The sequence below is a fragment of the Streptomyces sp. NPDC005931 genome (genome assembly GCF_042871235.1).
GTDB lineage: Bacteria > Actinomycetota > Actinomycetes > Streptomycetales > Streptomycetaceae > Streptomyces.
In genome coordinates, this window is the sequence record NZ_JBIAIG010000002.1 from 515,925 (window position 1) to 529,881 (window position 13,957).

The following is a 13,957-nucleotide window of genomic DNA, read 5'->3' on the forward strand; positions in this document are numbered from 1 at the left end:
TTTCACGTGAAACAACGACCCCGATCCGCGAAGACTGGATGAACGACGATGCATCGGTACAGGTCCCACACCTGCGGCGAGCTCCGCGCCTCTGACGTCGGCACCGACGTCCGGCTGAGTGGCTGGCTGCACAATCGGCGCGACCTGGGCGGCATCCTCTTCATCGATCTGCGCGACCACTACGGCATCACGCAGCTTGTGGCCCGTCCCGGCACGTCCGCCTACGAGGCCCTCGACAAGCTCTCCAAGGAGACCGTCGTCCGGGTCGACGGCGAGGTCGTCTCCCGTGGCGCCGAGAACATCAACCCCGACCTGCCGACCGGTGAGGTCGAGGTCGAGGTCGGTGAGGTCGAGGTGCTGGGCGCCGCCGCCCCGCTCCCCTTCACGATCAACACCGAGGACGGGGTCAACGAGGAGCGGCGCCTGGAGTACCGCTTCCTGGACCTGCGCCGCGAGCGCATGCACCGCAACATCCTGCTGCGCACGGCGGTCATCTCGGCGATCCGCCAGAAGATGACCGCGCTGGGCTTCAACGAGATGGCGACGCCCATCCTCAGCGCCACCTCTCCGGAGGGTGCCCGCGACTTCGTGGTCCCCTCCCGTCTCCACGCGGGCAAGTTCTATGCGCTGCCGCAGGCTCCGCAGCAGTTCAAGCAGCTGCTGATGATCTCCGGCTTCGACCGCTACTTCCAGATCGCGCCCTGCTTCCGTGACGAGGACGCACGGGCGGACCGCTCGCCGGGCGAGTTCTACCAGCTCGACGTCGAGATGAGCTTCGTCGAGCAGGAGGACGTCTTCCAGCCCATCGAGCAGCTGATGACCGAACTGTTCGAGGAGTTCGGCAACGGCCGCCATGTGACGTCCCCCTTCCCGCGGATCCCGTTCCGCGAGGCGATGCTGAAGTACGGCTCGGACAAGCCGGACCTGCGCGCCAAGTTGGAGCTCGTCGACATCACCGACGTCTTCGAGGGTTCGGAGTTCAAGGCGTTCGCCGGCAAGCACGTGCGTGCGCTGCCGGTGCCGGACGTCTCCGCACAGCCCCGCAAGTTCTTCGACCAGCTCGGTGACTTCGCCGTCGCGCAGGGCGCGAAGGGCCTGGCGTGGGTGCGGGTGGCCGAGGACGGCTCGCTGTCCGGCCCGATCGCCAAGTTCCTGACCGAGGAGAACGTCGCCGAGCTGACCAAGCGCCTGTCGCTGGCGCCGGGTCACGCGGTGTTCTTCGGTGCGGGTGAGTTCGACGAGGTCTCCAAGATCATGGGCGCGGTCCGCGTCGAGGCGGCCAAGCGGGCCGGGCACTTCGAGGAGAACGTCTTCCGCTTCTGCTGGATCGTCGACTTCCCGATGTACGAGAAGGACGAGGACACCGGTGCGATCGACTTCTCGCACAACCCCTTCTCGATGCCGCAGGGCGGTCTCGAGGCGCTGGAGACCCAGGACCCCCTGGACATCCTGGGCTGGCAGTACGACATCGTCTGCAACGGCGTCGAGCTGTCCTCCGGCGCGATCCGGAACCACGAGCCGGAGATCATGCTGAAGGCCTTCGAGATCGCGGGCTACGACCGCGAGACGGTCGAGGAGAAGTTCGCCGGCATGCTCCGCGCGTTCCGCTTCGGCGCCCCGCCGCACGGTGGCATCGCGCCGGGTGTGGACCGCATCGTCATGCTGCTCGCGGACGAGCCCAACATCCGCGAAACGATCGCCTTCCCGCTCAACGGCAACGCCCAGGACCTGATGATGGGCGCGCCGACGGAGCTGGACGAGGCCCGCCTGAAGGAGCTCCACCTCTCGGTGCGCAAGCCCCAGCCGAAGTAGTTCCACCGGCGAACGGCCCGGAACCCGCCAGGGATTCCGGGCCGTTCGCCGTGTGCGGCCTAATAAGTCGGGCCATCTTCTTCAGCGAAGAGGTCTTCTGCGCGCTCCACGGTGCCGGACCGGTCGAGCCAGTCGTTGAGGACGTCGAGGTCGGTGCAGGTGGTGATCCGCTGCCGAACGCCGTCGGAAACGGGGAGGCCGCGCACTTCCAGTACGCGCAGGATCCCCTTGGCCTCGCCTCTGGCCTCGCCCTCGGCCACGCCCTCCAGGTACTTCTCCTCGAAGAGCGTTCCGTGTCCCGGGAAGTGGGTGACGACGTTCTGCATCAGCTTCCTCCAGTTCTCCCTGGCCGGAGTGGACTCCAGACCGACTTCCACCACCTCGAACCAGTACTTCGTGATGTCCGGCTCGAAGGACATGAGCCCGCGGGCGACCGTCTCCAGTATGGCGGCCGCCCTCGGACTCTCGCTGTGGACAAGGGCCGAGAGGGCGGCCAAAGCGGGCTGCTGCGCCACCACTGTCTCGTCGGTGACGTGCGGGACGGTCTGTGGCCCCAGGACGAACGGGCGGGTGACCTGTGTCGTCCATGGGCCCACGGCGCAAGGGAAGGGTCCCGTCGCCCAGGCGGCCGTGGACCGATCCCGGCACACCACGACGAGCAGCACGGGCATGTCGTATTTCGCGCGCAAGTACGCGACGTAGTACGACCAGTTCTTGGCCTTGTCCGGATCTCTCTTCGTCTGGGACTCCACCGCCAGAACGAAGCTCTCCCCCGTGTCGGGCTCGAACTTGAGCACCGTGTCCGCGCGGCGCTCGACCGGCCGGATCTCGGTGGTGTCCGGGGACAGCTCGTGGAAGTCGGGCTTCGCGGGCGGCGGCAGGCCCAATGCCTCGAAGACGGGCGCGAGGGCCTCCGGATGGTCCTGGAAGAGCCGGTGGGAGGCCTCGTGGGTGGAGGTGACCATGCGGCAAACATGGCTGGTCGGCGGGCCCGGCGGAGGGCTCTTTCGGTGCGATCACTCGTTCGAGTGGTGCATGAACGTTCTTGCCGGGCTCCGGGCGAAGGCCCTGGTGCACGCGCGTCGCATGATGCGGTTCTCCGGCTCCAGCGCTTCGTCCAGTACGGCGGTCAGCTCCCCGAGAGCTTCTCCGGCGACGGCGGGATCCTCGTCCTCCATCCTGCTCTGCGTGCGCTCGAAACGGGCGGACAGGTCGGGGCGGCGTGCGATCTCGATGTCCCGGCCCAGCGGAGGCCCCAGCTCCGTACGGGGCTCACGGACTGCCACTCGACCGCCTCGGCGAACGCCTCGTCCTTCGTGGCCTGCATCTCCGTGAGCCGGCCCGGGGCCACGACGGCGAGCGCCACGCGAAAGGGCGTCGGGCGTCTGCTCGGGGCGGGGGATCAACTCATCCGGCCACGCTGTACTCGGCCCGGCAGTCGCGGCAGCGGCCTGGAGCCGGTGCGCGGAAGGCACGGTCGCAACCGTCGCAGGTCTGGAGGGGGTGACGGGGGTCGGGGGCCGGTGCGGCCGGGGGCCTGGGCGGCGGGGGCGGCAACTGGGCGGTCAGGCGGTGGGCGAGGAGGGCGGCCGGGCGGATCAAGGGCTCGTCCGGCAGGTTCGCGGTGAGGGCGTGGCGTACGGCGGTGGGGGTGAGGTCGCGTTCCAGCCAGGCGGCGACGCCGGGTGCGAGGTGTTCGGCGTCGGTGGCGGAGAGGAGCAGGCGGGGGTCGTGGCGGCGCAGGCTGCTGAGGACCTCGAGGGCCGTCCGGAGCAGGGCGGGCCAGGGGCGCGACGGCTGGGGCACGGCGGGCAGCCGCTTGCGCGGCGCGGGCTCGTCGGGTGCCGTCCGCCGCGCGGGCCTGCGGGCGGCCTGCTCCCGGGCACCCCGGTGACCTGGCCGGTTGCAGGACACCGTGCGGGTGACGATCCGGCCGGTGGGCGTGCGCTCGCGGGTGCGGCGCAGATAGCCGTGCGCTTCGAGCTCCCGCAGCGCGGCGGCGATGCGGGTGGGGCCCTCGGGGAAGCGGGTGGCGAGCGTCTTGATGTCGACGGCCGTGCCCCGCCGCACGGACTGGATGTAACAGGCCAGTCCGATGGCGAGCAGGGACAGCTCCGGGTGCTGGGCCAGGTCGTTGCCGATCACCGTGAAGTTCTCGGTGTGGCGGACGTGGTCGTGGACGACGCCGGCGACCGGCTGCCCGTCGGGGTGGTTCTTGCCCCGGATACGGGACTGGGCGCGCGCGGGAGCGCTAGGGTTTTCTGTATCCATCGGGAAGCGCCTATCTTCCTCGGTGGTCAGGCCCTCGCACTGGGATGCCAGTCCCGGCGGGGGCCGTCGCATGTCTGGGGTGGTGTGCGTCCTGCTGGCGCTGAGCGTAGGGCAGGCAACCGGTCCCGCATCCAGCTCAGTTGGGCATATTCACTCGCGGGAGTGAGTTTGCCCGGCGGGAGGGAGGGGTGGGGCTTGGTGGGGTGCTTTCTCCCCAGTGGGTAGTACGGAGGGAGGGCAGGTCCGGCCGGAGCGTGGGCGTCCAGGTTCCGGTGACTGCGGGGCGGGGAGGGTGAGTTAGACCGTCTTGCGGGGCGGCAGGTCGTGGGTGACGCCCCAGCGGTCGGCGAGGGCGGCCAGGAGGGTCGGGCCACGGCCGAATTCGGCGGCCGGGTCCGAGGGCCGGATGTGCGGAAGCCGGTCACCGCGCGTGTCCGTGACCTCAATGCGGAGAGTGCCGCCGACCACGTGGAGCAGGAGCCGGAGTTCCGGCCGGGGACGCGGCCGTGGGTGACGGCGTTGTTCGCCAGTTCGGCCACGATGAGCTGGCCGGGTCCAAGGGCAGTCCGCAGGTGCGCAGTTGTTCGGCGGCGAACAGGCGGGCGAGACGTGCGCCCCTTGGGGTGGGGGACAGCAGGACACCGAAGTTCCGGACGGTGTGTCCGGGGGCGGTGATTTTCTGGTTCACGTCACTCAGCGTGGCCGGATGTGCCTACCGTGGGGAGTGACGCCGTGGTTGCGTACGGTGACGGTTCTGCGGTTGTCCGGTGGTGTCCGGGCTTGTCGGGGCGGCGCGTACGGGTAGGGCGTGGCTGGTACGACGCGGTACGACGGAGGGGCGCGCGCATGTCGGTGGACGGCGAGGTTCGGCAGCTGAGGACGGAGGCTGACGAGCCGGGGTGGGAGGTGGACCCCGACGACGAGTGGGGCGTGGCCGTGGTCGCCACCGTGGGGCGGCAGTTGAAGCTGCGGCGCGAGGCGGTCGGGATGCGCGCCGGCGAGTTCGGCAAGGCGGTGGGGTACGGCGAGGACCTCGTCTACAAGATCGAGAGCGGCAAGCGGATTCCCCGGCCGGAGTATCTGGACAGGGCGGACGAGGTGCTGGGGGCGGGTGGGCTGCTCACGGCGATGAAGGAGGACGTGGCCAAGGTCCGGTATCCGAAGAAGGTGCGGGACCTGGCGCAGATGGAGGCCAAGGCGGTCGAGATCGGGGTGTACGAGGTCTGCAACATCCCAGGTTTGGTGCAGACCCCGGACTACACGAGGGCGTTGCTGGAGTCGTGGCTGCCCGCCTACACGCCGGAGGACTTGGAGCGCCGCGTAGCCGCCCGTGTTGCTCGGCAGGCCATCTATGAGCGGTGCCCTGCACCGGCGCTGAGCTTCGTCCTGGAAGAGGCGACGCTTCGACGCAAGGTTGGAGGCACAATGGTCCGGCGGCAGCAATTCGAACGCTTGCTGGAGGTGGGGCGGTTGAGCAACGTCTCCCTCCAGGTGATGCCGATGGACAGTGCGCCACACCCCGGCATGAGCGGCAGGATCGAGTTGCTGAAGTTCGAGGACGGCACTGCTGTGGGGCGCTCCGACGGGGCGTTTATCGGCCGCCCGGTCACTGACCTGAGGCAGCTCCGCGTCCTTGAGCTGCGGTATGGCCATCCGGGCGCAGGCTCTTCCACCAGGAGAGTCGCTGGCTTTCATCGAGCAACTGCTGGGAGAGACATGATCCGCAAGGCCTCCGCCGGGGACGCCTCCGAACCGGCGTGGTTCAAGAGCAGCTACAGCAGTGGCCCGGACGGCGACTCCTGCGTCGAGGTCGCCACCACCCCCGGCACCGTCCACGTCCGCGACTCCAAGTACCGGGACGCCGGCCCTCGCCTCGTCCTCGCACCGGAGGCATGGGCGGACTTCGTGGCGTACGCGTCCGACAGCTGACTGCCCAACCGACGTGCCCCGCACCTGGTTTTCGCCGGGCGCGGGGCACTGCCGTGCGGCAAAGAAGCGCGCGTCGGGCTGAGCGAACAGCGCGCCGTCGTCGAAGCTCTCCGGGGCGGTGCCGGACTTACGCGCGGCAGCACGCCGCCGCTTGGGCATTCCCCGACCTGTCCCCCCCCGAGCGATCCCAAGAGGTCGAAGGGGGGACGTGGACGCCGATGTCCGTCTTTCGGGTCGCCGGGGGTGTCCCCCGGGCGGTTACCTGGCCACGAACTGGGTGAGGATGGCCTGGACCTCGTAGATGTCGACGCCCTTGGTGAAGGTCTTCTGCAGCGGGGCCGGGGAGCCGGAGATCCAGATCTTCAGCTCGGCGTCCAGGTCGAAGGTGCCGGCGGTCTCCACCGCGAAGTGGGTGATGCTGCGGTACGGGACGGAGTGGTACTCCACCTTCTTGCCGGTGATGCCCTGCTTGTCGACCAGGATCAGGCGGCGGTCGGTGAACAGGATGGTGTCGCGGATCAGCAGGTACGCGGCGTGCACCTGCTCGCCGTGGCCGAGCAGGCGCGCGTAGTCCTGCTGCGCCTGTGCCGGGTCGACGGTGTGCGCGTTGCCGAAGAGTGCCATGGATGGTCCCCCCCACGTCAGTGGCGGCGGCCGGACGGCCGCCTGCACGTGATCTTCGCAAAGGGGAGCGGCCCGGGAGAAGGGGGCACCTCCTCCCGGGCCGCTGCTGTAGCGAGCGCGTTACGCGGTCGGCTTCTCCTCGAGACGCGGGAACAGCACCGCGCCCTTGGTGACGGTCGAACCGGCCGGCAGCCGGCCCCAGTCACCGGCCTCCTGGACCCGCTGCTCCGCGAGCGCCCCCAGGGTCGCCTCTGCGCCGAGGGAGTCCCACAGCTTCTGCGAGGTCTCCGGCATGACCGGGTTCAGCAGCACCGCGACCGCCCGCAGGGCCTCCGCCGCCGTGTACAGGATCGTCGCCAGGCGGGCCCTGCCCTCCTCCGACGTGTCCTTCGCGACCTTCCAGGGCTCCTGCTCGGTGATGTAGCCGTTGACCTGCTTGACGAACTCGAACACCGCCAGGATGCCGCCCTGGAAGTCCAGCTCGTCGCCGATCTTCCGGTCCGCCTGCGCGACCGCCTTCGCCAGGCCGTCGTGGATCGCCTTCTCGGCCTCCCCGTCGGCCGTCGACGCCGGCAGCTCGCCGTCGAAGTACTTGCCGACCATCGCCGCCACGCGGGAGGCGAGATTGCCGTAGTCGTTGGCCAGCTCGCTGGTGTAGCGGGCGGAGAAGTCCTCCCAGGAGAAGGAGCCGTCCTGGCCGAAGGCGATGGCCCGCAGGAAGTACCAGCGGTACGCGTCCACGCCGAAGTGCGACGTCAGGTCCTGCGGCTTGATGCCGGTCAGGTTGGACTTGCTCATCTTCTCGCCGCCGACCATCAACCAGCCGTTCGCGGCGATCCTCCCGGGCAGCGGGAGGCCCTGCGCCATCAGCATGGCGGGCCAGATCACCGCGTGGAAGCGGAGGATGTCCTTGCCGACCAGGTGGACGTCGGCCGGGAAGGTCCCGTCGAACTTCTCCTGGTTCTCGTTGTAGCCCACCGCCGTCGCGTAGTTCAGCAGCGCGTCGACCCACACGTAGATGACGTGCTTCGGGTCCCACGGGATCGGGATGCCCCAGTCGAACGTCGAGCGCGAGATGGACAGGTCCTGAAGGCCCTGGCGGACGAAGTTCAAAACCTCGTTGCGCGCGGACTCGGGCTGGATGAAGCCGGGGTTCGCCTCGTAGTGGGCGAGCAGTTTCTCGCCGTACGCGCTCAGCTTGAAGAAGTAGTTCTCCTCGCTGAGGATCTCCACCGGCTTCTTGTGGATCGGGCAGAGCTTCTGGCCCGCGTACTCGCCCTCGCCGTCGAGCAGTTCGCCGGGGAGCTTGTACTCCTCGCAGCCGACGCAGTACGGGCCCTCGTAGCCGCCCTTGTAGATCTCTCCCTTGTCGTGGAGATCCTGGACGAACTCCTGGACGCGGTCGGTGTGACGCTTCTGCGTGGTGCGGATGAAGTCGTCGTTCGCGATCTCCAGGTGCTCCCAGAGGGGCTTCCAGGCTTCGGTGACGAGCTTGTCCGCCCATTCCTGCGGGCTGACGCCGTTCGCCTCCGCGGTGCGCATGATCTTCTGACCGTGCTCGTCCGTGCCGGTGAGGTACCACACCTTCTCGCCGCGCTGACGGTGCCAGCGCGTGAGCACGTCCCCTGCGACGGTCGTGTAGGCGTGGCCCAGGTGAGGAGCGTCGTTGACGTAGTAAATGGGGGTCGAGACGTAGTACGCCTTCGCCCCCTGCTTCTCGGATCCAGTGGCCGCCATGGTCGAAATCCTACTGGCCCGACGAAGATCGACTCACACAGGTTTCAGGGGGTGGACGGGGTCGGAGACCGTCCACCCCCGGTCGCGGCTACGGGCGCCAGGACGCCAGTACGGCCTCGTAGAGCTCCTTGTCCGTGAGCTCGCGCGGGGTCTCGCCGGCGAGGAAGTACGACGTGTTGCCGGTCTTGAGCTTGCGGAGGTAGTCGAACGCCTTGTTCTCCGGGTCACCGAAGGCGACGAAGGAGAAGAACACGCCGGGGTGGGTCTGCGCGGCCTCGGTGAGGGCCTGGGTGGCGGGGGTCTTCGCGTCCGGGGCGCCGTCCGTCTGGAAGATCACCAGGGCGGGGGTGTCGGGGGTGGCGGCCTTGTCGTGGAGGGCGAGGACCTCCGTCACGGCGGCGTGGTAGCTGGTGCGGCCCATGCGGCCCAGCGAGGCGTGCAGGGTGTCGATCTTGTTCTCGTGGTCGGCGAGGGTGAGTTCGCCGGTGCCGTCGAGCTCGGTGGAGAAGAAGACGACCTTGACCGTGGCCTCGGGGTCCAGGTGGGCGGCGAGGGCGAGGGTCTGCTCGGCGAGGGCCTGGGCGGAGCCGTCCTTGTAGTAGGGGCGCATGGAGGCGGAGCGGTCGAGCACGAGGTAGACCTTGGCGCGGGCGCCGGTGAGGTCGTTCTTCTTGAGGGTGGCGGTGGCGGCCTTGTAGGCGGTGGTGAGGGTGGGGGCGGTCGCTCGGACGCGGGTGGCGGGGGTGGCCGGGGCGGGCGTTGCGGCCTCGGCTTCGCCTTCGGCCTTCGTGTTCCCACCCGCACCATCCATGCGGCTCTCGTGGTCGGGTGCGGGTGGCCCCTGCGGGGCGTCCTCGCCGTCGGCGGCCGCGGGTTCGGGGGACGGCTGCTCGTCCGGTTCGCAGGCCGCTGCCGGTGCGGTGGTGGGCTCCGGCGCCGCTTCTTCGACCGCTTCCGGCTCGGCGGCCGCTTCCGGCTCGGGCTCGGGGTTGTCCGTGGGCTCGGCCTTGGCCTCGGGCGCGGAAACCTGCGGCGCGGTGTCCGTCTTCGGCTGCGTCTCGGACTTGGGCTGCGCCTCGGACTTGGGCTGCGCCTCGGACACGGGCTGTGCCGCGGCTTCCGGGTCCGGCTTCTCCTCGGTGACCGCGGCCTTCGGCTCGGGCTCGGGCTCGGTGACCGCGGCGGGCTCGGGCTCGATCACTGCGGCGGGCTCGGGCTTCTCCTCCGCCCCGCGTGGCGCCTCGGCCTCGGGCTCGGGCTCCGGCTCGGTCACTGCGACGGGCTCCGGCTCGGGCTCGGGCTTCTCCTCCGTCACCGGTGCCGCCTCGGCCTCGGCCTCGGCCTCGGGCTGGGCTTCGGGCTCGGGCTGGGCTTCGGGCTCGGGCTGGGCTTCGGGCTCGGGCTGGGCTTCGGGCTCGGGCTGGGCTTCGGGCTCGGGCTGGGCTTCGGCCTTGGGCTGGGCTTCGGCCTTGGGCTGGGCTTCGGCCTTGGGCTCGGGTCCGACCTCGGGGTGGGCTTCGGCCTTGGGCTCGGGTCCGACCTCGGGCTGGGCTTCGACCTCGGGCGCGGCCTCCGCCTCCGGCTCCGTGGTGGGCCGCTCCGCCGTCTCCGTCGGCGCCTTCGGCTGGTCGTGCGCGTCCGAGGGGGTCGGCCTCGGCACCGTCACGTGGTCGAAGGCCGCCGAGACGAGGTCGTGCTCGTCGCGGGGTTCGGGGACGTGGGGCGTGGGGGTGGGAGTGGGTTCGGGAGACGGGGAAGGGAGCTTGGGTGCTGCCGGGGCCGTGGTCGCCGCGGGCTCCGGGGACGTCGTCTCCGTGGGCTCCGGGGCCGGGGCGGACGGGGTCCGGGGGGCGGCCTCGGGCCCGGTGCCCGGCGTCGTGCCCTCCGTCCCGGCGGCCTGCGCCGTACCCTCCGCCTCCGCGGCCCTCGCTTTGCGGGACCGTCCGAACGCGTTCCGCAGGAGAGTGAGAATGCCCATGTGCGCAACCCTTCGCATGAGGTGAAGCCCGTCAATCCCTGGCCAGGACGGACACGTAAGGTTAGCGGCCCCCGTGGGTGATCTTGGGCAGGGTCGGGCGTCCGGTGCCGCACCTGTCAAGGGCGCCATCCGGTCCCACGGGCGACCGCTTCGTGAACCGGGGCAACTTCCTTGGCGCCGCCGCAGGTTCACCCGTCGTTCACGCGGGCGCCCGGCTGCCGCACATATGTGCTCCTACGGTCGCGCTGACACCACGGGCACCCAAGGAGAGAACATCGTGCGCAAGCTGCTGCCGTTGATCGGAACGCCGTCCGGTTCGCATCCTGGCGGCCGGTCCGCCCTGACCTGTCGTTACCGGTGTGGTGACGCCTGCTTCCACGAGGTGCCCAACACCAGTTCGAACGAGTACGTCGGCGACGTGATCGCCGGTGCGCTCAGCCGCCGGTCGATGATGCGGGCCGCCGCGGTCGTCACGGTCGCCGCGGCGGGTGCCGGCGCCGTCGGCGTCGCCGCCGCGCCCGGGGCAGCCGCGGCCACCGCGGCCGGGGCAGCCGCGAACACCTCGGCCAAGGGCGGTCACCACCGGCCGAACGGCGCCCGCGGGCTGCGCTTCACCCCGGTCCCGCCCAACACCACCGACGCCGTCACCGTGCCGGAGGGCTACCGGCAGAACGTCGTCATCCGCTGGGGTGAGCCCATCCTGCGCGGGGCGCCCGCCTTCGACCCGGAGCGGCAGACCGCCGCGGCGCAGGCCGGACAGTTCGGGTACAACTGCGACTTCCTGGCGCTGCTGCCCCTGCGGGGCGAGCGGGGCCGACAGGTGCTCGTCGCCAACCACGAGTACACCGACGAGACCCTGATGTTCCGCGGCTACGACCCCGCGAACCCGACCCGGGAGCAGGTCGAGATCGCCTGGGCCGCGCACGGGCTGTCCGCGGTCGTCGTCGAGGAGGAGCGTGGGAGCGGGAAGCTGACGCCCGTCGCCCGGCACCACCTCAACCGGCGCGTCACCGCCACCTCCGAGTTCCGGCTCACCGGGCCCGCTGCCGGGTCCGACCTGGTGAAGACCTCGGCCGACCCCAGCGGCACCAAGGTGCTCGGCACCCTCAACAACTGCTCCGGCGGCACCACCCCCTGGGGCACGACCCTGCACGGCGAGGAGAACTTCAACCAGTACTTCGCGAACGGCGACCGGGCGACGGACAAGCGGTACGGGATCGGCACCGGAGCCACCGAGCGCAAGTGGGAGCGTTTCGACAAGCGGTTCGACATCGCCCAGGAGCCGAACGAGGTGCACCGCTTCGGCTACGTCGTCGAGTTCGACCCGTACGACCCGGCCTCCACGCCGCGCAAGCACACCGCGCTCGGCCGGTTCAAGCACGAGGCCGCGACGGTGCGGCTCACCCACGACGGGCGGCCGGTCGTGTACTCCGGTGACGACGAGCGCTTCGACTACTTCTACAAGTTCGTCGGCAGCAAGCGGATGCGGCACGGCAGCAGCCGCGCCGTGCGCGAACACAACCTGTCGCTGCTCGACGAGGGCACGCTGTACGTCGCCAGGCTCACCGGTGACTCCCCGGCCATCGAGATCGACGGCACCGGCAGGCTCCCGGGCGACGGCGAGTTCGACGGCAGCGGCGAGTGGATCCCGCTGGCCACCGCCACCGCCGGCGGCGCCGTCTCGCACGTCGAGGGCATGACCGCCGAGGAGGTCTTCGTCTTCACGCGGCTCGCCGGCGACAAGGTGGGCGCCACGAAGATGGACCGCCCCGAGGACATCGAGCCCAGCCCGGTCACCGGCAAGGTCTACGTCGCGCTCACCAACAACTCCAACCGCGGCAAGGCCGGCTACCCGGCCGCCGACGAGGCCAACCCGCGCAGCCTCAACAAGCACGGTCACGTCCTGGAACTGACCGAGCGCCGGAACCGGCCGGAGAGCACGAGGTTCGCCTGGTCGCTGTTCCTGGTCGCGGGCGACCCGCAGGACCCGGCGACCTACTTCGCCGGCTTCCCCAAGGACGCCGTCAGCCCGATCTCCTGCCCGGACAACGTGGCCTTCGACGACCACGGCAACCTGTGGATCTCCACCGACGGCAGCGCCCTCGGCTCGCACGACGGCCTCTTCGGCGTCGCCACGCGCGGCGAGCGGCGCGGTGAGCTGAAGCAGTTCCTGACCGTGCCGACGGGCGCGGAGACCTGCGGCCCGATCATCCAGGACCGCCGGGTGCTGATCGCGGTGCAGCACCCGGGCGAGGTGGACGGGGCGTCGGTGGAGAAGCCGGCCAGCACCTGGCCCGACGGGCCCGGCAGCCACGTACGGCCCGCCGTGGTGGCGGTGTGGCGCGCGGACGGGCGGGACATCGGCGTCTGACCTCGGCGTTCCGGATCCGGTCGCCGGGGTAGGTGTGCGTCACGGAGGGCCGGTACGGGTGACCCCGACCCATCGCGTTCCAGGCCGTCCCGGGTATCCCGGGGTCGTGCCGGCCGTGCGGCGGTCACCGCCGGCCGTGCAGCGTGAGGTCGACGACCAGGGCGCGGTGGTCGGTGTCGGCGAGGTCGAGGAAATGGGCCCGGCGCGCGGCGAACTCCTCGGACACCAGCACGTGGTCGATCTGGGCGCCGAAGAACGGGGCGGTCCGGGCCGGCCACGTCGGTGTCCGGTCGGCCCCGGTCAGCCGGGCGGCGTCGCGCAGACCGGTGTCGAGGATGCTGCGGAAGGCGGCGTGGTCCTGGGTGGCGTTGAAGTCACCGGCGAGCACGGTGGGTGTGGTCCGGTCGGCGGCGGCGTGGTCGCGCAGCCTGCCGAGCTCCCGCTGCCACAGGGCCACCTGTCCGGGGAGCGGCGGCATCGGGTGGGCGAGCTGGAGCCGTACGGCGTGCCCGTCCACGTCGGCGACGGCGCCGGGCATGCCCAGGGTGCCGGGGACGCCGTCGGCCGGACGGAGGGGCAAGCGGCTGAGGATCACGGAGCCCTCGGAGCCGCCGCCCCCCACGGCGCGGCGGTGCGGATAGGCCGCGGCCAGCTCCCGCCGGAGCGTGGCGTCACAGGTGTACTCGCACTCCTGGACGAACACCAGGTCGGGTTTCTCACGGCGCACGGCGTCGACCAGCGCGGGCGTGCCCCGGCCGAACTCGACGTTGGAGGTCAGCACACGCAGATCGGCGACGGGTGGCCCGGAGGGCTCGCCGGTCCTGCCGTAGGGCTCGATGTACCAGGCCAGCAGCCCGAGCAGGACGACGCCCCACACCGCGCCGGTCCACCGGCGGGCGAGCAGGGTGAGCAGCAGCCCGACGCCGGTGGGCACCAGCAGCCAGGGCAGGAAGGCGATGACCTGGGGCACCGGCGTGACGCCGTCGACCCCGGCGACCCGGCAGCCCACGACCACGCTCACGCCGGCGAACAGCAGTCCGGCGCACCAGGCCCGGAACCGCCGCCCGCCGCGGCGGCCGTCCTCGGCCCCGGTGGCCGCGCTCTCGTCAGCCGCACTGTCCACTGTCCCGGCCTTCCCCTCGGGGACGAACGCCCGAATCCTCCCTCCAAGACGAGGGCGGAGGGCGGAAGGTTGCCGGTTTCCGTGCCGGGGGAGCCGGCCGCGACGGTGGGCG

At 70.9% G+C, this 13,957-nt stretch carries 10 protein-coding genes and 2 pseudogenes; 4 read left to right on the forward strand and 8 right to left on the reverse strand.

The window, feature by feature from the left end; genetic code table 11:
* Positions 1-48: 48 nt before the first annotated feature.
* Positions 49-1,812: an aspartate--tRNA ligase gene (gene aspS, locus ACFYOV_RS06330; protein WP_389083464.1), complete on the forward strand. Its 1,764-nt coding sequence runs from the start codon at positions 49-51 to the stop codon at positions 1,810-1,812.
* A 59-nt stretch (positions 1,813-1,871) separates the two neighbouring features.
* Here the strand turns inward: aspS and ACFYOV_RS06335 are convergent, their stop codons facing one another.
* From ACFYOV_RS06335 to ACFYOV_RS06350, 4 genes and pseudogenes are all read right to left on the reverse strand, one after another.
* Positions 1,872-2,777, reverse strand: coding sequence for a hypothetical protein (locus tag ACFYOV_RS06335; RefSeq protein WP_389083466.1), 906 nt, complete (start codon positions 2,775-2,777; stop codon positions 1,872-1,874).
* A gap of 51 nt (positions 2,778-2,828) precedes the next feature.
* The gene (locus ACFYOV_RS06340; RefSeq protein WP_389083468.1) at positions 2,829-3,098 is read right to left on the reverse strand and encodes a hypothetical protein; all 270 of its coding nucleotides are present in this window, start codon (positions 3,096-3,098) and stop codon (positions 2,829-2,831) included.
* 121 nt (positions 3,099-3,219) lie between these two features.
* A complete protein-coding gene (locus tag ACFYOV_RS06345; RefSeq protein WP_389083471.1) occupies positions 3,220-4,083 on the reverse strand; it encodes a helix-turn-helix domain-containing protein in 864 nt (287 codons plus the stop codon).
* 297 nt (positions 4,084-4,380) lie between these two features.
* A pseudogene (locus ACFYOV_RS06350) lies at positions 4,381-4,771 on the reverse strand (ATP-binding protein).
* 158 nt (positions 4,772-4,929) lie between these two features.
* Between ACFYOV_RS06350 and ACFYOV_RS06355 the strand changes: the two are divergent.
* Both ACFYOV_RS06355 and ACFYOV_RS06360 read left to right on the forward strand, forming a co-directional pair.
* Positions 4,930-5,803, forward strand: a pseudogene (locus ACFYOV_RS06355) (helix-turn-helix domain-containing protein).
* A complete protein-coding gene (locus ACFYOV_RS06360) occupies positions 5,800-6,012 on the forward strand; it encodes a DUF397 domain-containing protein (RefSeq protein ID WP_389083474.1) in 213 nt (70 codons plus the stop codon). The pseudogene ACFYOV_RS06355 and the gene ACFYOV_RS06360 overlap by 4 nt, the downstream one beginning before the upstream one ends.
* Positions 6,013-6,270: 258 nt before the next feature.
* On the opposite strand, the gene ACFYOV_RS06365 is transcribed toward ACFYOV_RS06360, so the two are convergent.
* The 3 genes from ACFYOV_RS06365 to ACFYOV_RS06375 form a co-directional block, all read right to left on the reverse strand.
* On the reverse strand, positions 6,271-6,636 hold the full coding sequence (locus ACFYOV_RS06365; protein ID WP_389083476.1) for a PH domain-containing protein: 366 nt from the start codon (positions 6,634-6,636) through the stop codon (positions 6,271-6,273).
* A gap of 120 nt (positions 6,637-6,756) precedes the next feature.
* On the reverse strand, positions 6,757-8,373 hold the full coding sequence (gene metG, locus ACFYOV_RS06370) for a methionine--tRNA ligase (RefSeq protein WP_389083479.1): 1,617 nt from the start codon (positions 8,371-8,373) through the stop codon (positions 6,757-6,759).
* 88 nt (positions 8,374-8,461) lie between these two features.
* A complete protein-coding gene (locus tag ACFYOV_RS06375) occupies positions 8,462-10,351 on the reverse strand; it encodes a VWA domain-containing protein (RefSeq protein ID WP_389083481.1) in 1,890 nt (629 codons plus the stop codon).
* 277 nt (positions 10,352-10,628) lie between these two features.
* Between ACFYOV_RS06375 and ACFYOV_RS06380 the strand changes: the two genes are divergently transcribed.
* Complete coding sequence (locus ACFYOV_RS06380) at positions 10,629-12,722, forward strand: PhoX family protein (protein ID WP_389083484.1); 2,094 nt, start codon at positions 10,629-10,631, stop codon at positions 12,720-12,722.
* Between the two features lie 124 nt (positions 12,723-12,846).
* Here the strand turns inward: ACFYOV_RS06380 and ACFYOV_RS06385 are convergent, their stop codons facing one another.
* Complete coding sequence (locus ACFYOV_RS06385) at positions 12,847-13,845, reverse strand: endonuclease/exonuclease/phosphatase family protein (protein ID WP_389083486.1); 999 nt, start codon at positions 13,843-13,845, stop codon at positions 12,847-12,849.
* Positions 13,846-13,957: the final 112 nt, after the last annotated feature.